Origin of the sequence: Microvirga rosea, from assembly GCF_020595095.1 — a bacterium.
Taxonomy (GTDB): domain Bacteria; phylum Pseudomonadota; class Alphaproteobacteria; order Rhizobiales; family Beijerinckiaceae; genus Microvirga; species Microvirga rosea.
In genome coordinates, this window is sequence record NZ_JAJDOP010000001.1 from 132,563 (window position 1) to 152,501 (window position 19,939).

The window sequence follows — 19,939 nt, forward strand, 5'->3', positions numbered from 1 at the left end:
GAGCGCGACCTCATACCCTCACCACGAACGCTTGGCAAGGGATGATGAGCGACGAAAAGCGAACCGGTCCTCGCTACCAGATGGAGAAGACGCTGCGGCGCGCCGGCGGCGCTTCCTCGGCGGGACGCGGGACATCCGGAGGCGTCGCTGGAAAGACGACCGGTTCAGGCTTCGGCGAATGAGTCTCAGCGTGCGCTGGCTCCGGGATCGGCAAAGCCGGTTCCGGCTCTCCGGTGGAAACCGTGACGCTCTGATCCTCGGAAGCCTCAGGCAGAACGGGCTCCTCCTCCCGGACCGGCAGCGCTTTCGGCGTATCGTCCAGATCGGCGGTCACATCGTCGCTCATTGCGATCTCCGGGGCGACGAGCACATCCGGAGGCGCTTCCCAGACAAATCCGTCAAGGCGTCCGGTCACGGGCGAAATCGGCGCCCAACGGTCCGAGACGACGCCGTCGGCGATCCAAGCCGGGTCTCGCGGGGCACGGGTGGCGCGCGCGAGCCATTCCCGGCCACGCCCGGTCGAGCCGTGTTCCGCCTGCTCGAGGTCCGACATGAACAGGCAGACGCGCATAGTGGGGCGATCGGCCAGAAGCGGCTCCAGAACGTCGCGGGCGCGGTCGAACTCGCGCGCTTCCAGGGCCGCCCGGGCGACCGCGAGCCGCCCTTCCGGAGCACCGCCCGAGAGCTTCACGAGCGTCTCCGCGCGCTTGAGGCGGTCCAGGGCGGAATCGCCCGGCCGCAGATTCAAGTAAACCTCCGCCAGATCCGGATGCGGCTGGCTGCGCCAAGCATTTTCCACCACCTTGGCGGCGCGGCGCAGGTCCCCGCGCTGGGACAGGATACGCCCAGCCAGAACGGCGGCCGGAATCAGCGTGGGGGCAAGTTTCAGGGCATCCTGGGCACTTCTCAGGGCGCCTTCCCGGTCATGCTCATCCCGGTCCAGGGCATCGGCGGTCAGGAGCACGGCCTTGTGACGCTTTGCGGTCGACTTATCGACAAGGCCAAGGGACGCCCGGCGCTCCACCGCCTCCAGGGCTCCACGCCAGTTTCGCTCGGCGCATCGGGCTTCCAAAATCGCATCGCTGGCCCAGGTCGCGGCGGGTGCAAGACGCACCGCCTCGGCCGCATATTCATGCGCGGCCGGAATATCGCCGCGCCGACGGGCCTCCACGAACAATCCACGCAGCCCGAGGACGCGCGTCTCGTCTTCCTCCATCATCTGGGTGAAAGCGGCCTCCGCGGCGTTGCGATTGCCGGAGACCTGAGCGGATTGGGCCTTCAGCAGCAGCGTCAGGGGCTCGCGGCCGAGAAGGCGCTCGGCTTCTCCCGCATAGCGCCTCGCCGCGATCGGATCACCGGCTCCGACGGCAACCATCCCCCGTGACACGGCCTGATAACCCCTCGCCCGGCGCCGGGCCCGCGACGCGAACGTGAGGCGGGATGGGAGCCGGAGAAGCGTTGTGATCGCCGCCCATAGGAGAGCCAGCCCCAATCCCAACCCCGCCAGGGCAACGGCGGCAACCGCCACCGAGGTCTGCATCTCGTAGCCGCCGAAGGTGACCAGGACGGTGCCGGGGCGATCCGCCAGCCAGACCGCGCCGAATGCCGCGACACAGAGAAGACCGATAAAGACAAGTGCACGCCACATGCTGGCCTGATCCTATTGTTGCGTCGCCGGAAGGGCGGAAAGAGCGCTGTCGGCGGCGGCCTGGGCAGCAGCTTCCGCCTCCGCGCGGGCCTGTGCTTGGCGCCCCCATTCGTCGGAGAGGCGGCGCGACGGTTCCGGCAGGCTCTGCCATGCCGCGGCCGCCTCCCTGACATTTCCTTGCTCAAGAGCCTGATCGATCCGGGCGACGAGGCCCGGCACGCCGGCGGAACCGGAATCGTTGACGGGTCGAATGGTCACGATCCGGTCGGTCATTCGCCAGAGCCGGTCGGTCCAGCTTCCTCCGGACGAAGCGCGATCGTCCCGCAGGATCGCGGTTCGAAGCGGCGCGAAGGATCGGGACAGGTCCGCGGCGGTGGGCGCGCCCTGCTGGGCGAAGGGCTCCATAGGTTTCAGGCGGCTGGAATCCTTTGAAACCTTCTGGAGGGCCGAAAGGGTTTCCGCGTAAGGCACCCCGCGCCGGAGGGCGTCGTTCAGACGCGCCGTCAGGGAAAGCCGAAGCGCCGCGAGGGTCGCCTCGTCGGGGCCTTGGGTGACCTTTTGAGACAAGGCGGCGAGCTGCTGGCCGTTCTCGTTCACCCGGTTGTCGAGGGACTGAACCGATTGCTGAAGCGCCTCCGCCGAGCCTCCGGCCTGCTGCGTGGCCTGGGCCTGCGCCTGCAGCTGGCTTTCAAGGGCGGCCAGGCGCTCTGTCACGCCCTGCAGGGCAGCCCTGTCCTGCGGACTTTGGGCTTCGGCGGCTGGCCGGTTCAAGGCTTCCCCGGCGCGGGCATCCGCCTGGCGCGCCGCGGCCTCGGCGGCCTGAAGGCGCCGGTCGAGGGCCGAGCGCGCGTCCTCCAGGGTCTTGAGGCGCGCTTCCAGGCTCTGGGTATTGGCTGGCTGCCCCAATGCGGCAACCCGTTGCTCCAGCTGGGTGAGCCGCTGCGGATCCTGCGAAACGGGCTCGCTCTTCAGAACCTGCAATCCGTAAACGAGCCCGGCTCCGACGAGGCCCCCGATGAGGCCGGCCCCCACGAGGGCGCCGGGCGACGTCCGTCGCTCCGGCGCGGGTGACGGCGCACCTGACGGGGGCGGGGGCAACGGATCGCTCGGGCCGGCCGGGTCCGGGTCGGCGAGAGCGTCGGGACCGGCTGCGGCTGCGATCGAATCGGTCCCGCTTCCGGAATCGAGGCTTGCCTCGGCCTCCGCCATGGCCTCGCTGACCAGCCGTTCGGTCTCGACATCGGAGATCGTGTCGTCCACGGGCCGGCGGTCATCGACGACCTTGGCCTCAAGGTCGATCGTTGCCGGTTCGCGCCGGGGCTTCTTGGAGGACGATTTGGGGGCCTTGGGGTCAAAAGAATCGGTCACGGGTCACTCTTGATGAACAAATAAGGCAAGCTTGAGCACGGCCTTTCGTTCCCTTTTCGCGAAGCAGGATCCTAAAGGAAGATGTCGCAGGCGTCACCGGAGCGTAGCCAGGAGCGCTTCCTCCTCAGGCCGCGCGGCGATGCGGACCGGCAATCCCAACGCTTCCAGGGACGCCGCCACATCCGCCGAAAGGCAGGCATGGTGAACGGACGACAGGGTCGGCAAGAGGTCAGCCTCCTTGGTCAGGCGCAGAAAAAGGTCGGCGCTCCGCCTGGAATAATGGAGCACGGCCTGCGCCTGACCAGACCGAAGAGCGTCAGCCGCGGGCGACGGCAAGGTCTCAAGGGCTCGGGCCTCATAGGCTTCCCACAGGGTGACATGCAGGCCCTGCGCCCGGAGCGAGGCGGCCGGCTCCTCCTTGTGATGCCGTGCCGTGACATGAAGAAGGCTCTGTCCGGAGGCGAATCGCTCCCGGACGAGCCTCGACAAGGACACGGCGTCCCCTTCCGCCACAAAGACGGACTCGAAGCCTGCCGCCCGCACGATGGTCGCCGTTCTGTCGCCGACGGCGAAAACGGGGATGGATTTGCCCATGACGGTCCGCAGGGCGCCTTCCGCATGGGCGCTGGTGACGATCAGCCCATCCCAGGCCCCTTTGGGCTGCGGCTCGTCCGTGGAGACGATTCGGGTGATCGGCGCCAGGATCGTCTCGTGGCCCAGGCTCTCGAGGCGGCTTGCCGTGCGCGCCGCGTCCTCCGCGGCGCGGGTGACGAGAACCCGCATTCAGAGCTCGAGGAAATCGAGCGGCATGCGTGAGCGCAGATCGAGTCCGGCTTCACGGCCGAGCGCCGCCGCATCGGCCGGCGCGCCGTGGCGCCGGACATCGAGACTTTCCGAGCCGTCCGGGCGCAGCACGAGGCCGCGCATGTCGAGCTCTCCGCCGACAATCCGGGCATGCCCGGCGATCGGTGTCCGGCAGGATCCGTCCATCACCGTCAGAAAGGCGCGCTCCGCCGCAAGGGCATAACCGGTCTCGGGATCGAGGATCGGCCGGATCGCCTGCTCCACCCGGTTATCGCCGGTCCGGATCGTGATCGCGATGGCGCCTTGGCCTACGGCGGGGAGAAAATCGTCCACGTCGAGAACGTCCGTCACGTGCTCGGTCAGGCCGAGGCGGCGCAGGCCGGCCATGGCCAGGAGCGTCGCATCCACTTCCCCGCGTTCGAGCTTTGCGAGCCGCGTTTCCACGTTTCCGCGCAGCAGCGTGACTTTCAGATCGGGCCGCAGACGGCGGATCTCGGCCTGGCGGCGCAAGGACGCGGAGCCGACGACGGCGCCTTCCGGCAGATCCTTCAGGCTCTTGGCCCGCAGGCTGATGAAGGCATCGCGCACATCTTCCCGGGGCAGATAGCCGGCAATCGCGATCCCTTCCGGCAGCGCCGTCGGCAGGTCCTTGGCCGAATGCACGGCCAGATCGATGGACCCTTCGAGAAGGGCGACGTCGAGTTCCTTGGTGAACAACCCTTTTCCGCCCGCCTCGGACAGCGCGCGGTCCTGAATGCGGTCACCCGTCGTCTTGATGATCTGCAAAAGCAACTGCTCGGGAGCAAGGCCATGCGCGTCCCCGAGCCGCCTCTGCGTCTCGTGGGCCTGAGCCAGCGCCAGCGGAGAGCCGCGCGTGCCGATGACGAAGGCGGATGAGGCGGGCATTCTGGGTGTCTTCTCCTCTAAGGTGAGATCGGTGTTTGATCTTGGATGGCGCGGCGGACTATAGGGGGAGGACAGGCGGGCCGTGAAGCCCGAAAGATCAGCTCCAACGAACCATAGCTTGCACGATCATGCGCATTCTCGGGATTGAGACGACCTGCGACGAAACAGCCGCCGCCGTGGTTGGCATCGGCTTCGACGGACGTGGGGAAATTCTCTCCAACGAGGTCCTGAGCCAAATCGCCGAGCATGCCCGCTACGGAGGCGTGGTTCCTGAAATCGCGGCGCGGGCCCATGTGGAAGTCATCGACCGGCTCGTGGCGCGCGCGCTCAAGAACGCCAATTGCACCATCAATGACATCGATGGGATCGCGGCGGCGGCGGGGCCGGGCCTGATCGGCGGCGTGCTGGTGGGCCTCACGACGGCCAAAGCCATTTCGCTCGTGACGCGCAAGCCCCTGATGGCGGTGAATCATCTGGAAGCTCACGCGCTCACCGCGCGGCTGACGGACGGCATCGGTTTCCCGTTCCTGCTTCTCCTGGCGTCCGGCGGGCACACGCAGCTCGTCGCCGTGCGGGGAATCGGCGATTACGTGCGGCTCGGAACCACGATCGACGATGCCATCGGCGAAGCCTTCGACAAGGTGGCGAAGCTCCTGGGCCTTCCCTATCCCGGCGGCCCTCATGTGGAGCAGGAAGCCACCCGCGGCAATCCGGAGCGTTTTGCGCTTCCCCGGCCCATGATGGGGCGGCCGGAACCGAACTTTTCCCTTTCCGGCCTCAAGACCGCCGTGCGAGTGGAGGCCGAGCGCATCGCCCCCCTGACGCAGAGCGATGTGGCCGATCTTTGCGCCAGCTTCCAGGCTGCGATCGTCGACACGGTGGTGGACCGCACCCGCACGGGTCTTCGGGCGTTCCGGGATATCGCCGGTCATCCGACCGCCCTCGTGGTGGCCGGAGGCGTCGCGGCGAACCAGGCGATGCGCCAGGCGTTGCAGCGGCTTGCGGTGGAAACGGGTCTGCGCCTCATCGCACCGCCTTTGTCCTTGTGCGGAGACAACGGCGCGATGATCGCCTGGGCCGGCCTGGAGCGCATGCGGCTCGGTCTCATCGACGACATCTCGGCCCCGGCCCGCGCGCGCTGGCCCCTCGATTCGAGCCGCGACGAGGCGGGAGCCAAAGCCTGATGCCGCCTTGCCCGGGGAAACTCGCGTCCGAGCGCCTGATCCTGCGCCGCTGGCGCCGGGAGGATTTTGCGCCCTACGCCGCCATGTGCGCCGATCCGGACGTCATGCGCTATTTTCCAAGCCTTCGCACGGCCGAGGAAAGCACCGTTGAGGCACGCAGCCATGACGCCTCCTTCGATGCGGAAGGATTTGGCCTTTGGGCGCTGGAGATCCCGGGAGAAGCCCGCTTCATCGGCTATACGGGCCTTCGGCGGATCCTGCGGCCGATGCCCTTCACGCCCTCCATCGAGATCGGCTGGAGATTGGGCAGCGCATGGTGGGGCAATGGATATGCCACGGAAGCCGCCCGCACGGCTCTGCGCGATTTCTTCGACCGCACCGAACATCCGGAAATCGTGTCGTTCACATCACGTCCTAACACTCCCTCCCGGCGGGTGATGGAACGTCTCGGCATGGTGCGAGATCTCGACGGGGATTTCGATCACCCGGCTCTCGCCGAGGGACATCCGCTTCGCCCTCACGTGCTGTATCGGCTGTCCCGCGAGCAATTCGAAAAAGCCGCGACGGCAGGACGCGCCGCATGAGTTCTGTACGGCGAATCGGGGTCGCGGGCGCCGGAGCCTGGGGAACGGCGCTCGCCAACGCAGCCGCCCTTGCGGGCAGCGAGGTCGTGCTGTGGATGCGAAATCCCGAACAGGCGGCGGCTCTTGCGGCAACGCGCACGAATGAGCGTTTCCTCCCCGGTATTCGCCTTCACGACCGGATCCGTCCGACCGCTGCCCTCGCCGATCTGGCGCGCATGTCGGCCGTTCTCCTGGTGACACCGGCGCAGACAACCCGGGACATGGGCGCGGCCCTTGCCGCCGTGCTGCCGTCCGATACGCCCCTGGTGCTCTGCGCCAAGGGGATCGAGCGCGAAACGGGCGCCTTCCTGTGCGATGTCGTCGAGGCCGTCCGGCCCGGCGGCCCCTTGGCGGTCCTGTCCGGTCCGAGCTTTGCGGACGACGTCGCCCGGGGCCTGCCGACCGCCGTGACCCTGGCCTGCCGGGATGCCGTGCTCGCGGAGGATATGGCGACCGCCCTGTCCGGCCCGACCTTCCGGGTTTACCACCGCACCGATATCCGCGGGGTCGAGATCGGCGGAGCGGCCAAGAACGTTCTGGCGATCGCCTGCGGAGCGGTGGCGGGCCGTGGCCTTGGCGAGAGCGCGAAGGCGGCTCTCATCGCACGCGGCTTCGCCGAACTCCTGCGCTTCGCCCGGGCTTACGGAGGCGAGGCGGAAACGCTGATGGGCCTTTCCGGCCTGGGAGATCTGGTTCTCACCTGCTCCACGGCGCATTCGCGCAACTTCGCCTTCGGCCAGCGTCTCGGTCAGGGTCTTTCACCGGAGGAAGCCGCCGGGGGCAAGCTGGTCGAGGGAGCCACCACGGCGCGCGCCCTTGTGGCCCTCGCCCGCGCCAAGGGGATCGACATGCCCATCGCGGAAGCCGTGGACCAGATCCTCAGCGGCGCCTGCACCATCGACCGGGCCGTCGACCTGCTGATGAACCGCCCGATCAAGTCCGAGCATTGAGGAAGCCCGCCATGGCCCATTGGCTCTACAAGTCCGAACCCTCCGTCTGGTCCTGGGACAGCCAGGTCGCACAAGGTGCCAAGGGCACCTTCTGGAACGGAGTAAGGAACCACGTCGCCAAGCAGAACCTGATGGCGATGCGCCTCGGCGAGCAGGGCTTCTTCTACCATTCCAACGAAGGCAAGGCGATTGTCGGCATCGTCGAGGTGATCAAGGAATACTACCCCGATCACACGGACCAGACGGGCAAGTTCGGCATGGTCGACATCAAGGCCCTGAAGCCGCTCAAGCGGCCGGTCACGCTCGAGGACATCAAGGCCGAACCGAAGCTCAAGGACATGATCCTGGTGAACAACTCCCGTTTATCCGTCCAGCCGGTGACCGACGCGGAATGGGCCTTGATCTGCAAGATGGGCGGGTTGTGAGAGCGCGGCTCAGTCGCCGTCCCATCGTTTCATGACAACGGAAGCATTGACGCCGCCAAAGCCGAAGCCATTGGAAAGCGCATACTCGATCGGCATGTGCCGCGCCTGCGGGCCGACAAGATCGAGCCCTTCCGCCGCCTCGTCCGGTTCGTGAAGATTGAGCGTCGGCGGCAGAATACCGTCGCGGAGGGCCAGCAGGGTGAAGATCGCCTCCAGGCCGCCCGCGGCGCCCAGAAGATGCCCCGTTGCCGACTTGGTCGCCGAAATGGCGGGTGACGTCTTGCCGAAGAGAGTCCGGATGGCGGCAAGCTCTCCACGATCGCCCACAGGCGTCGAGGTGGAATGGGCGTTGAGATGGCCGATCCGGTCCGGGCTCAACCCGGCATCCTGGAGAGCAAGGGCCATGGCCCGGCGGGCTCCATCCCCGTCCTCGGGCCCGGCGGTCATATGGTAGGCATCCGCCGAGGTGCCGTAGCCGACGATTTCCGCAAGGGGCACCGCGCCCCGTGCGAGGGCATGGCCGAGCTCCTCCAGAACCATGATGCCGGCCCCCTCTCCCATGACGAAGCCGTCCCGTGCCGTATCGAAGGGGCGCGAGGCTTCCTCAGGACGATCGTTGAACCCGGTGGAGAGCGCGCGCGCCGCCGCGAAGCCCGCCAGGCTGACGCGATCGATGCAGGCCTCGGCCCCACCGGCGATGGCCGCATCGGCCTCGCCCGTGCGGATCAGCCGCGCAGCGTCTCCCAGGGCCTGGACGCTCGCCGCGCAGGCGGTCGTCGGAGCGCCGAGCGGTCCCTTCAGGCCGTGTCGGATGGAGACCTGCCCGGCCGCAAGATTGGCGAGAAACGACGGGACCGTGAACGGAGAGAGCCGTCGCGGGCCTTTTTCACGCACGGTTGTGGCTGCATCCATCATGGCCGGAAAGCCTCCGACGCCGGATGCGATGATCGTGGCGGTCCGCTCGCCGCGTTGCTCGTCGGTCTCCCAGCCGGCCTGGAGAAGCGCCTCGTCGGCCGCCGCGAGGGCGAACTGGATGAAGCGATCCATTTTTTTCTGGTCCTTGGGCGGCAACACGCGGTTCGGATCAAACCCTGCTTCCGCATCCTCGTCCGATCCCGGCACCTGTCCGGCGATCTTCACCGGCAGGTCTCTCGCGGTTTCCTCGGGCAAGGCGCGAATGCCCGATCTGCCGGCCAGAAGACGCTTCCAGGCGGTCTCCGCTCCGACGCCCAACGGGGACACAACGCCCATCCCGGTGACCACAACCCGACGACGAATCATCTGCTACTCCTAAATAATGTATATACACTATTAGGAACACGAGTCTTTTGCTAGACTCGCCCGATGAACGACGAACGCCTCTTCACAGTCGCACGATCCTGCCTCGGCCGCCGCACCCGAAAGACGGCGGCGCTCTTGTCCCGGCACTATGCTGCCCAGCTGCGTCACACGGGCCTGTCGGGCACGGAATTCGTCCTTCTCGTCACCATCGCCCAGGAGCCCGATATCTCGGTGGTCGCCCTTGCGGACAAACTCGGCCTCGATCCGACGACCCTCGTCCGAAACGTGAAGCACGCCAGCGACCGCAGGCTCATCGCCGCCGCAGGCGGGCGCGGACGGGCCGGAAAGCGCCTGCGTCTCACCCTGGAGGGAGAAGAAGCGCTCAAGCGGGCGCTCGATGCCTGGGAAGAGGTCAACTCCGCTCTCGTCGCAAAGCTCGGTCCGGAGAAAGTCTCCGAAGGTTTGCGCTTCCTGCAAGCCTTGGAAGACCTCGTGAGGGCTTGAGGCCGGAAGCAGGGAAGCTGCTTCCCGGTGGGCCGCGACCAAAGTCCGAAGGAAGCGCCCTTGCGGGCCGCCGCGCTCTTTCCGTAAAGCTAGGATAAGAAGGTAGGAAGTTTGGGAGAAGCGCCATGCAAGAGAAGATCTACGACGTATCGCCTGAATGGAGCCGCCGCGCCTATCTGGACGATGCCGGCTACCAGGCCAAATACGCCGCCTCCATCAAGGACCCGACCGCCTTCTGGGCGGAAGAAGCCAAGCGCATCCATTGGTTCCGGGAACCGACCAGGATCAAGAACGTCAATTTCGGCCCCGGCGATGTTTCGATCCGCTGGTTCGAAGACGGCATCACCAATGTCGCCTACAACTGCGTCGACCGGCATCTCGACACCCGCGGCGACCAGATCGCGATCATCTGGGAAGGCGACGATCCGTCCGAATCGAAGACGATCACCTATCGCCAGCTGCATGACGAAGTCTGCCGGATGGCCAACGTCATGCGCAACCGGGGCGTCTCGAAGGGCGACCGGGTCACGATCTACATGCCGATGATCCCCGAGGCCGCCTATGCGATGCTGGCCTGCGCGCGGCTCGGCGCGGTTCACTCCGTGGTGTTCGGCGGCTTCTCCCCCGACTCGCTCGCCGGGCGCATCGAAGATGCGAAATCCGTCTTCGTGGTCACCGCGGACGAGGGCCTGCGCGGCGGCCGGAAGGTGCCGCTGAAGGAGAACGTGGACGCCGCCATCGCCCGCGTCGGCGGCGTCGAGCATGTGCTCGTGGTGCGCCGCACCGGCTCGCCCGTGAACATGGTCCCGGGCCGGGACGTCTATTACGACGAGGCGGCCCAGATGGTCACGGCCGATTGCCCCGTCGCGGAGATGAACGCGGAAGATCCGCTGTTCATCCTCTATACGTCCGGCTCCACCGGAAAGCCGAAGGGCGTGCTTCATACGACCGGCGGCTATCTGGTGTGGGCGGGGCTCACGCATCAATACGTGTTCGATTACCATGACGGCGACATCTACTGGTGCACGGCGGATGTGGGCTGGGTGACGGGCCACACCTACATCGTCTACGGGCCTCTTTCGAACGGGGCGACGACGCTCATGTTCGAGGGCGTGCCCACCTATCCGTCGATCTCCCGCTTCTGGGACGTGATCGACAAGCACAACGTCAACATCTTCTACACGGCGCCGACCGCCATCCGCGCCCTGATGCAAGCGGGCGAGGAGCCCGTGCGGAAGACCTCGCGCAAATCCCTGCGCCTTCTCGGCTCGGTGGGCGAGCCGATCAATCCGGAAGCCTGGGAATGGTATCACCGGGTGGTCGGAGACGGCCGCTGCCCGATCGTCGACACCTGGTGGCAGACCGAAACCGGCGGCATTCTCATCACGCCGCTTCCGGGCGCGACGAAACTCAAGCCCGGTTCCGCGACGCTTCCGTTCTTCGGCGTCGTGCCGCAGGTCGTCGATTCCGAAGGCAAGGTGCTGGAGGGCGCGACGGAAGGCAATCTGGTGATCGCCGAATCCTGGCCGGGCCAGATGCGTACGGTCTACGGCGACCATGAGCGCTTCGTGCAGACCTACTTCTCCACCTATCCGGGCAAGTACTTCACGGGCGACGGCTGCCGCCGCGACCAGGACGGCTATTACTGGATCACGGGACGCGTCGACGACGTGATCAACGTTTCCGGACATCGCATGGGAACGGCTGAAGTCGAATCCGCGCTCGTCGCTCATCCCAAGGTGTCGGAGGCGGCCGTGGTCGGTTATCCGCACGATATCAAGGGCCAGGGCATCTATGCCTATGTGACCCTCATGGCGGGCGAGCAGCCGTCGGAGGAGCTGCGCAAGGAGCTGGTCGCCTGGGTCCGCAAGGAGATCGGTCCCATCGCGTCGCCGGACCTGATCCAGTTCGCCCCGGGCCTGCCCAAGACCCGCTCGGGCAAGATCATGCGCCGGATCCTGCGCAAGATCGCCGAGGACGAATACGGCAACCTCGGCGACACCTCGACCCTCGCCGATCCGACCGTGGTCGACGATCTGGTGACGAACCGCCAGAACAAGCGCACGCAGGCCGCATAGCGCCGTGGTCGACGCCCTCTTCCCCCGGGGGAGAGGGCGTGGCGCTCGGTGTCATTCCGGGGCCGCGCAGCGGCGCCCGGAACCCATAACCACGACGAACTCCAAAAAGACGCAACGGCTGCCGTTGCTCCTTATCTCGAACCGTTAGCGGTTCTGGGTTCCGGACTTGCCTTGCGGCAATCCGGAATGACGGTGGTGCTCTGTCATTCCGGGGCGAGCATCAGCGAGAGCCCGGAACCCAGAACCGCTAACGTCCTCGGATGAAGAGCCATGGCAGCCGTTGCGTTCTCTTCTGGCACCCTCACCGTTTATGGATTCCGGGCCCGGCCTTCTGGGCCGCCCCCGAATGACGGTGTGGTGCGCGGTGCGCCTCAGTGCCGGAAATGCCGGTAGCCGGTGAAGACCATGGCGAGGCCGGCCTCGTCGGCGGCCCGGATGACCTCCTCATCGCGCATGGACCCGCCCGGCTGGATCACCGCGGTGGCTCCGGCCTCCGCGGCGGCCAGCAGGCCGTCGGCGAAGGGGAAGAACGCGTCCGACGCCACCACGGAACCCTTCGCGAGAGTTTCGGGCAGACCCGCGGCCTTCGCGGCCTCGGCGGCCTTCCACGCGGCGATACGGGAGGAATCGACCCGGCTCATCTGGCCCGCGCCGATGCCGACGGTCGCGCCGTCCTTGGCATACACGATGGCGTTCGACTTCACGTGCTTCGCGACCCGGAAGGCAAAGCGCATATCGGCGAGCTCGCGCTCCGTCGGCGCCCGCTTCGTCACCACCTTCAGGTCCATGGCCTCGACGACGGCGTTGTCCCGGTTCTGGGCCAGAAAGCCGCCCGCGACGGTACGCAGGGTCAAGCCTTCCTGGCGCGGATCGGGAAGGCTGCCGGCCAGCAGAAGCCGGAGATTTTTCTTGGCCGCCACGATGGCGATGGCCTCGTCCGAGGCATCCGGCGCAATGATGACCTCGGTGAAGATCTCGACGATGGCCTTGGCGGCGTCCGCATCGAGCGGCCGGTTCATGGCAACGATGCCGCCGAAAGCCGAGACCGGATCGCACCGCAGGGCCTTCTCGTAGGCGTCCCGCAGGGTCGTTCCCTCGGCAACGCCGCACGGATTGGCGTGCTTGACGATGACGATGGCGGCCGAGCGTTCGGGAGCGAACTCGGCGACGGCCTCATAGGCCGCGTCCGTATCGTTGATGTTGTTGTAGGAAAGCTGCTTGCCCTGAACCTGGCGAGCGGTGGCGACGCCCGGACGCGCCTCGGGCGTGCGGTAGAACGCCGCCGACTGATGCGGGTTCTCACCATAGCGCAGAACTTCCGCGATCGTGCCGCCCAGTGCCCGGTAGGGCGGCGTCTCCTCCGCCAGTTCGGTGGCGAACCAGTTGGAGATCGCCGCATCATAGGCTGCCGTCCTGGCATAGGCTTTCTGGGCGAGCCGGCGGCGCAGGGTGAGGGTCACCGTGCCGTCATGGGCCGCAAGATCGTCGAGCACGGCCTGATAATCGGCGCCATCGACCACCACGGCCACGTCCCCGTGATTCTTCGCGGCGGCGCGGATCATGGCCGGTCCGCCGATATCGATGTTCTCGATGCAATCGTCGTAAGGCTTGCCTGCCGCGACCGTCGCCTCGAACGGGTAGAGATTCACGACCAAGAGGTCGATGGGCTCGATGCCGTGAGCCAGCATGGCGGCCTGGTGCTCCGGGTTCTCACGGATCCCGAGAAGCCCGCCATGAACCGCCGGATGGAGGGTCTTCACGCGACCATCCATCATTTCCGGAAAGCCCGTGAGATCGCTCACGTCCTGAACCGCCAGGCCTGCTTCCTGCAGCGCCTTTTTCGTCCCGCCGGTGGAAACAAGCGCGATTCCGCGCGCCGCGAGAGCGCGGGCGAAATCCACAAGGCCGGTCTTGTCGGAAACGGACAGAAGTGCGCGGGTCACGCGCTTGAGATCGCTCGGCATGGACGGCCGCTCCATTCAGGCATTTTCGGGCGGCCGAGGCCTGGCTCACCGTATGAAAATGCGACCACGAAAAGGCGAGAGCCGGCTCCGCCCGGGGCAAGGCCAGCTCTGCCGGATTGTGCGGGCGCGATAGCACGAGCGGACCATGATGGAAACCGCAGGGCTGCTCGAATTTCAGGCCTGATCCGAGACAGGCTCGACCGTCGGCGGCGGTGCGGGATTGAAACTGCGGGCCAGACGCTCGAACCGCCAGCGGACGGACGGCGTCTCGCTCGGGCGGAAAGCCAGAACGATCTGCTCCGTCCGGCGCATGCCGTCGGGGACCGCGAGGAAAATGCTGTCCTCGACGAAGGCCTCTCCCGGACTGGCGGAAAACTGCCAGGCCTCCCGATTGGGGAGCACAAGCATGACCACCCGTCCGCCCTGGGCGCGGCTGGCCCTGATGCCGGGGGCGAGATGAAAGCGGATGATCGCCTCGCGGGATGCGGAACTTCCCTCTCCCCAGAACAGATCCTCGCCTTCCAACCGGTCGCCGGCAGGAAAAAGCTGCATCCTGCGTTCGTGGGTGAGCCCGAAACGGCGCAGGAAACCGTCATGGCTCGCGCTCAGCGTTTGCACGTGATCCCGCTCGCCGCGCTCGGCCACCACCCGCTGGGGACCGGTCACCACCACCGGGCCGATCCGGCGCAGGAGGAAGCTCGCGGCCGCCCGGTCGAGCCAGTTCCCACGAATGCCGGCGATCTGGCAGGACGAGGCATCGTCGATGGACGCGGTCGAATGGGCGACCGTTGAACGGGACGCCTGGAGGATCGCGTCATTGGCGATGCGCGGCGTTCCGCAATTGACCACGATGCGCTGCGAGCCGCTGGAGAACTCGAAGGACAGGCAGCCTGCGCAGGCCTGCGTCGACAAGGCCGGCGCCGGCGGTGCGCCTACGTCGGCGACGAGGAGGGTATGACCGGCCTCGAAGCGCTCGTAGCCGGACCGTGCCGCATGGTGGATCGGCTGGCTGCGCATGTCGTCATAGGTCAGAAGGGTCGCGAGATGGTCGGCGGCCGTCACGCCCATGCCGTTGAAATGGGACAGGGTGCCGTCGCCGTGCCGGAACAGGCGAACCATCGGCAGCATGCGATCGATGGCATGGAGCAGCGCTTCCGGCGTGTCCACCTCGCGGCTTGCGAACATCTGGCGCAGAGGCAGCAGGTCGAACAGGAGATCGACGAGGACGCGCGGATTGCGGCTGGCATGTCCCCCGTCCGCCAGCACCTGCCGGTCGAGTTCCCGCACGAGAAGGCGGGTTGCCCGGCGCAGGGTCTTGTCGAGACCCTCGCAACAGAGGCCCGCATAGCAAAGCGCGATGGCCGCCATGAGCTGCTGTTGCGGTAGAGCCCCGGCGCGCACATGACGCTCCAGGTCCCGCACGGCGGCGCCGATGATTTTGAGGAAGCGGTGATAGAAGCTGTGATCCGCCCCTTCGAGAATGAGCGGCGACTGGCTGATCAGGGAAATCAGCCGCCGGGCCATGACCTGGGTATCGCAGGCCACGCGCCTGTCTCCGACCCGGGACGACACGAACTCGTCCACCAGCGAACGGGCATTGGCCTGGGCGAGGGCAGTTCCGGCCGCCCGCAGATGCCGAAGCCAGCCGAAGCCGTAGAGGGCCTCGGCCCAGGCACGGCTCGGCGGCACGAAGCCGAAAGGCGAGCGTCCGCTCGTGGTGATGGCGCGCCCGGCAAACGCGAAGAAGCCGGAATAGATGTCCGTTGCGATCGTCGGATCGGCCGTGCGCAGGTCCTGGGGGGCGAAAAGAAGCCGCGTGGGCGTCGGCGCTCCGACCAGGATCTTGGATGTGCTCCAAACGAAGGCTTCGCGCATGGCGCGGCCTGCCTCGCGGACGGCAAGACCATAAAGACGCCAGCGGTCTGGCCCCCAATCCACGCGCGCCGCTCCTCTTGTTTAGGTCACGTTAACGATCGCCCAGGGAAGAAATGCTCGCCGTTAGGTTAATATCGAGTAACCAGCCACCATCGAATCGGTGGGTCTTTGGAGAGTGCGGGCGAATTTGAACGGCCGGCGGCCGGTTCCGTGACAATATCCTCAACGGCCCCTTAATAGGGACCGCCGAAACAGCCAGGGCTGTCGTTACGTCAGATTTGCCCCTGCTTCATGAAGCGCGCGGCGAAGAATCCGTCGAGACCGCCGCGGTCGCCGCCGGGATTCGCCAAATGGTACGGCAGGGTCCTCAGGTCGCCTTGTTCGGTCAGGCACTCGGCGAGGTTGCCGATTTCGGTGGCCTCGATCGGAACGCGAACGAAGTCCGGATGGCGGGCCAGGAACTCTTCCGCCTGCCGCTCTCCTTCCTCCGCTTCAAGGGAACAGGTGCAATACACCAGCCGCCCTTTTTCCTTCAGCAGCAAGGCCGCCTTGTCGAGAAGCCGCGTCTGCAGCCCGGTGAGCTTCGCAATGTCCTGTTCGGTCTTGGTCCAGGGAACATCCGGATGGCGGCGAATGGTGCCTGTCGCCGAGCAGGGAGCATCGAGCAGGATGGCATCGAAGGGGGGTGCTTCGAGCTTTTCGGCGTCCACGGCCAGAGTCTGCGCCCGCAGGCCGAGACGTTCGAGATTCTCCTCAAGCCGTTTCAGGCGCCGGGCCGAGCGGTCGACGGCCAGAACGTCCGCGCCGGCGGCGGCAAGCTGCGCCGTCTTGCCGCCGGGCGCGGCGCACAGATCAGCCACCCGCTCGCCGGGGGCGACCCGGAGCAGGCGAGCCGGCAGGGCCGCGGCCGCGTCCTGCACCCACCATTCCCCTTCCCCATAGCCAGGAAGGTCACGGATCGCGGTGCGATCCGTCAGCCGGACGCTCCCGGTGGGCAGAACCAGGCCTTCGACCTTTTCGGCCCACAGGGCTGGATCGCTCTTCACGGTCAGATCGACCGATGCGGTTGAGCGATGGGCTTCGGCGATGCGGGCCGCCGTCTCCTCGCCGTACTGGGCGGTCCATCGCCGTTCGAGCCAATCGGGCGTGTCGAGCCAGGGATCCTGTGCCGCCAGGATTGCGTCACGCTCGCGCGCCACCCGCCGCAGCACCGCATTGATCAGGCCACCGGCGTGCCGGAGACGGTGGTCGTCCTGGGCCAGTTGCACGGCCGTATCGACGGCCGCATGGTCCGGAACGTCGAGAAACAGGATCTGGGCAGCCCCGATCGCCAGAAGATGCAGCAGGCGCTCGTCCCGGGTGCCCTTCGCGAGCCTTTCGCGCAGGGCCCAGCCAAGGGTGCCGAGTCGCCGGAACGTCACGATGGCAATTGCGCGGGCAAGGGCCTCGTCCCGGGCCGAAAGACGCTCCTCCGGGGCCAGTTCCTCCAGGACGTCATCCAGGGGAACCCGGCGCTTCAAGGTCTCGGTCACGGCTTTCCAGGCGAGGCGACGGGAGCCCAGGCCCGATTGTTGGGTATCGGTCGAATCCACGTCGCTCATCCCCACGGCCCCCGGCGCGCGCCGGTATTCCATGGGCTCGACGAAGCCGTACGGGTGAAGCCTCCGGGCGTCGGTGCCGCGGTCGGCGGCACCGGTCCCATCTCCTGGGCGAGCGCCTGGAGAGCGGCGATGCGGTTCTCGGTTGCGGGGTGGGTCGAAAAGAGATTGTCCATGCCTCGGCCTGACAAGGGGTTGATGATGAAGAGGGGCGCGGTCGCCGGATGGCGCTCCGCATCCATGTTGGGAACCTGGGCGACGCCGCCGGCGATCTTCGCCAAGGCGGAAGCGAGCGCCATCGGCTGACCGACGATCAGTGCGCCCATGCGGTCGGCATCGTATTCGCGGGAGCGGCTGATGGCCATCTGCAGGATCATGGCCGCAAGGGGGGCGATCAGCGCCGTCAGCAGCATGACGATCGCGTTCGGCCGCTCATCTCCCCGCCCGCCGAACAGAAAGCCGAATTGCGCCAGGCTCGCGATGGCGCCCGCGACGGTGGCGCTCACGGTCATGATGAGCGTGTCGCGGTTCTTGATGTGGGCCAGCTCATGGGCGATCACGCCGGCCACCTCGTTCGGGGTCAGCATGTCGAGAAGGCCCGTGGTGGCGGCGACCGCCGCATTCTGCGGGTTGCGCCCGGTCGCGAAGGCGTTGGGCTGCGGATTCTGGATAACGTAGACCCGCGGCATGGGAAGCTCCGCCCGCTGGGCGAGATCACGGACCATGCGAACGAGATCGGGCGCCGTGCGCTCGTCGACCTCGATCGCCTGATGGGCCGACAGAGCAAGCCGGTCCGAATTCCAGTACGCGTAAAGATTCGTCGCCACCGCCAGCCCCAGAGCGATCAGCATGCCGGTCCCGCCGCCGAGCAGATAGCCGACGACGCCGAACAGGGCGGTCAACGCCGCCAGCAGCATTCCGGTCTTGACGGTATTCATCGCAGTCTCCACGTCCTCTGGAATGGGGCAAACCCCGGCGCATCTCCCTCACGGGTGCTATGTGGGGATGCGAGGAACCACACCCAAGGTCTCGCCGATCTTCCGCCGAACAGGTAAGAGCCTTCCATGAGCACGAATGACATCCCCGATACAAGCCGTGACGATCGTCCTGCAGGTGCGGCTCCCGGCAAACCCCTGTCCCCCGCGGCCGAACGGGCCCTTCGGGAGGCCGAGGAGCGGCGGCGGGAGATCGACGCGAAGGCGGCCGATCTGGCGAAGCAGAAGGAGCATCGCGGCCGTGGCGGTCTCGAGCCCGTTCGCTACGAGGATTGGGAAGTGAAGGGTCTCGCGACCGATTTTTAAAAAATTTTCGGTGGCCATGTCACATTCGGGGATGGTGTCTCGTCTTTGCTCCGTAAGCTTGAACTTCCAAGGAGAAGACGACGATGAAACCCCGGTTGAATCTCTTCAAGGTCGGCGCAGCCCCCATGAAGGCCATGCTCGATCTCTCGGACTATGTGCAGAATTGCGGCCTTGAGAAGAGCCTCATGGAGCTCGTGAAGATCCGCGCCTCCCAGATCAACGGCTGCGCCTTCTGCCTCCACATGCATACCCGGGATGCCCGCGCCAACGGAGAAACCGAGGAGCGCATCTATCTCCTCGATGCATGGCGGGAATCGCCCCTCTACAGCGACCGTGAGCGGGCGGCCCTGGCCTGGACCGAAGCCCTGACCTCGGTCGCCCAGTCCCGCGCGCCGGATGCGGATTACGGACGCCTCGCCGCTCATTTCACCGAGGAAGAGCAGGTCAAGCTGACCCTGGCCATCGCCACCATCAATGCCTGGAACCAGATCAATGTCGGTTTCAGGTCGATCCATCCGGTTCGGTCGAGCCGTGCCGCAGCATAACCCATCCCACGACGCGCAGGCGGATCCGTTCGAGGCCCAGCGGCCTCGGCTGATCCGCCTCGCCTATCGGATGCTCGGCTCCATGAGCGAGGCCGAGGACATCGTTCAGGAAGCCTATCTGCGCTGGCACGGCACCGACCGTACGGCCATCCGCGAGCCGGCCGCGTTCCTGTCCCGGATGGTGACGCGGCTTTGCCTCGATTTCCTGAAATCGGCACGGGTTCGGCGCGAGACCTATATCGGTCCGTGGCTTCCGGAGCCGGTGGTCGAGACGTCCGCCGACGAGACCGAGCAGGAGGACCTGTCCCTCACCCTGATGATGGCACTCGAACGGCTTTCTCCCCTCGAACGGGCCGCCTTTCTCCTGCACGACGTTTTCGGGATGGAGTTCGAGCAGATCGCCGCGACCCTCGACCGCGATCCGGCGGCCTGCCGTCAGCTGGCGGCGAGGGCCCGCAAGCACGTGCGCGATGCACGGCCGCGTTTTGCCGTCTCCCCCGATGAGGGCAGGCGCATGACGGATGCGTTCTTCATGGCATCGCGGACGGGCGATCTCGCATCGCTCCAGAACCTTCTGGCCGAAAACGTCATCGCCTATGCGGACGGGGGCGGCATCCGCAGAGCGGCTCTCAATCCTCTGGCCGGAGCTCGCAGGGTCGTAAATTTCTTCGCCGGCGTTTCGCGCAAGCTCGGCGGCGAGGTCCCGACCGTTGTCTATCGCGGCCTTATCGACGGCCTGCCCGGTCTCGTGACGCGAGAAAGCGACGGAGAATTGCAAAGCCTCGCCCTGCAGATCGAGAACGGCCGCATCACCGCCATCTATATCGTGCGCAATCCGGAAAAGCTCCGCCACCTGGCTGCAACCGCCAACCTCGCCTGAGAGCC

The 19,939-nt window shown here is 66.7% G+C and carries 17 protein-coding genes and 1 pseudogene; 9 read left to right on the forward strand and 9 right to left on the reverse strand.

Annotated elements, in window-relative coordinates; all coding sequences use genetic code 11:
* Positions 1-73: 73 nt before the first annotated feature.
* The 4 genes and pseudogenes from LJD17_RS00610 to hemC form a co-directional block, all read right to left on the reverse strand.
* Entirely contained in the window at positions 74-1,648 is a 1,575-nt protein-coding gene (locus LJD17_RS00610; protein WP_227381871.1) for a heme biosynthesis HemY N-terminal domain-containing protein, read from the reverse strand.
* 12 nt (positions 1,649-1,660) lie between these two features.
* Complete coding sequence (locus LJD17_RS00615) at positions 1,661-3,016, reverse strand: COG4223 family protein (protein ID WP_227381873.1); 1,356 nt, start codon at positions 3,014-3,016, stop codon at positions 1,661-1,663.
* 168 nt (positions 3,017-3,184) lie between these two features.
* Positions 3,185-3,799 (reverse strand): annotated as a pseudogene (locus LJD17_RS00620) (uroporphyrinogen-III synthase); the annotation flags it as partial.
* Positions 3,800-4,726, reverse strand: coding sequence for a hydroxymethylbilane synthase (gene hemC, locus LJD17_RS00625; RefSeq protein WP_227381879.1), 927 nt, complete (start codon positions 4,724-4,726; stop codon positions 3,800-3,802).
* A 128-nt stretch (positions 4,727-4,854) separates the two neighbouring features.
* Between hemC and tsaD the strand changes: the two genes are divergently transcribed.
* Genes tsaD through LJD17_RS00645 form a run of 4 tightly spaced genes read left to right on the forward strand, consistent with a single transcriptional unit; the run spans position 4,855 to position 7,908 of the window.
* The gene (gene tsaD / locus LJD17_RS00630; protein WP_227381881.1) at positions 4,855-5,910 is read left to right on the forward strand and encodes a tRNA (adenosine(37)-N6)-threonylcarbamoyltransferase complex transferase subunit TsaD; all 1,056 of its coding nucleotides are present in this window, start codon (positions 4,855-4,857) and stop codon (positions 5,908-5,910) included.
* Positions 5,910-6,494, forward strand: coding sequence for a GNAT family N-acetyltransferase (locus LJD17_RS00635; RefSeq protein WP_227381883.1), 585 nt, complete (start codon positions 5,910-5,912; stop codon positions 6,492-6,494). The genes tsaD and LJD17_RS00635 overlap by 1 nt, the downstream gene beginning before the upstream one ends.
* A complete protein-coding gene (locus tag LJD17_RS00640; RefSeq protein WP_227381887.1) occupies positions 6,491-7,483 on the forward strand; it encodes an NAD(P)H-dependent glycerol-3-phosphate dehydrogenase in 993 nt (330 codons plus the stop codon). Before LJD17_RS00635 ends, LJD17_RS00640 begins: the two co-directional genes overlap by 4 nt.
* 11 nt (positions 7,484-7,494) lie before the next feature.
* Entirely contained in the window at positions 7,495-7,908 is a 414-nt protein-coding gene (locus LJD17_RS00645; RefSeq protein WP_227381889.1) for an EVE domain-containing protein, read from the forward strand.
* A gap of 9 nt (positions 7,909-7,917) precedes the next feature.
* Here the strand turns inward: LJD17_RS00645 and fabF are convergent, their stop codons facing one another.
* Positions 7,918-9,189 (reverse strand): beta-ketoacyl-ACP synthase II, encoded by a 1,272-nt coding sequence (gene fabF, locus LJD17_RS00650; protein WP_227381891.1) that lies wholly within the window; start codon positions 9,187-9,189, stop codon positions 7,918-7,920.
* Positions 9,190-9,252: 63 nt separating this feature from the next.
* On the opposite strand from fabF, the gene LJD17_RS00655 reads away from it, so the two are divergent.
* On the forward strand, positions 9,253-9,693 hold the full coding sequence (locus LJD17_RS00655; protein ID WP_227381893.1) for a MarR family winged helix-turn-helix transcriptional regulator: 441 nt from the start codon (positions 9,253-9,255) through the stop codon (positions 9,691-9,693).
* Between the two features lie 125 nt (positions 9,694-9,818).
* Positions 9,819-11,771 carry an acetate--CoA ligase gene (gene acs, locus LJD17_RS00660; protein ID WP_227381895.1) on the forward strand — a complete coding sequence of 651 codons (1,953 nt, stop codon included), beginning with the start codon at positions 9,819-9,821 and terminating at the stop codon, positions 11,769-11,771.
* 371 nt (positions 11,772-12,142) lie between these two features.
* On the opposite strand, the gene purH is transcribed toward acs, so the two are convergent.
* The 4 genes from purH to htpX form a co-directional block, all read right to left on the reverse strand.
* The gene (purH, locus tag LJD17_RS00665; RefSeq protein WP_227381898.1) at positions 12,143-13,735 is read right to left on the reverse strand and encodes a bifunctional phosphoribosylaminoimidazolecarboxamide formyltransferase/IMP cyclohydrolase; all 1,593 of its coding nucleotides are present in this window, start codon (positions 13,733-13,735) and stop codon (positions 12,143-12,145) included.
* A gap of 174 nt (positions 13,736-13,909) precedes the next feature.
* A complete protein-coding gene (locus LJD17_RS00670) occupies positions 13,910-15,673 on the reverse strand; it encodes a heparinase II/III family protein (protein ID WP_227381900.1) in 1,764 nt (587 codons plus the stop codon).
* Between the two features lie 209 nt (positions 15,674-15,882).
* Complete coding sequence (rsmB, locus tag LJD17_RS00675; protein WP_227381901.1) at positions 15,883-17,211, reverse strand: 16S rRNA (cytosine(967)-C(5))-methyltransferase RsmB; 1,329 nt, start codon at positions 17,209-17,211, stop codon at positions 15,883-15,885.
* Positions 17,208-18,146, reverse strand: coding sequence for a zinc metalloprotease HtpX (gene htpX / locus LJD17_RS00680; RefSeq protein ID WP_227381903.1), 939 nt, complete (start codon positions 18,144-18,146; stop codon positions 17,208-17,210). The genes rsmB and htpX overlap by 4 nt, the downstream gene beginning before the upstream one ends.
* 126 nt (positions 18,147-18,272) lie before the next feature.
* On the opposite strand from htpX, the gene LJD17_RS00685 reads away from it, so the two are divergent.
* The 3 genes from LJD17_RS00685 to LJD17_RS00695 all read left to right on the forward strand — a co-directional run bounded on the left by LJD17_RS00685 (position 18,273) and on the right by LJD17_RS00695 (position 19,934).
* A complete protein-coding gene (locus LJD17_RS00685; protein ID WP_227381905.1) occupies positions 18,273-18,509 on the forward strand; it encodes a DUF1674 domain-containing protein in 237 nt (78 codons plus the stop codon).
* Between the two features lie 83 nt (positions 18,510-18,592).
* The gene (locus tag LJD17_RS00690; protein WP_227381907.1) at positions 18,593-19,054 is read left to right on the forward strand and encodes a carboxymuconolactone decarboxylase family protein; all 462 of its coding nucleotides are present in this window, start codon (positions 18,593-18,595) and stop codon (positions 19,052-19,054) included.
* Entirely contained in the window at positions 19,002-19,934 is a 933-nt protein-coding gene (locus LJD17_RS00695; RefSeq protein ID WP_227381909.1) for a sigma-70 family RNA polymerase sigma factor, read from the forward strand. The genes LJD17_RS00690 and LJD17_RS00695 overlap by 53 nt, the downstream gene beginning before the upstream one ends.
* Positions 19,935-19,939: the final 5 nt, after the last annotated feature.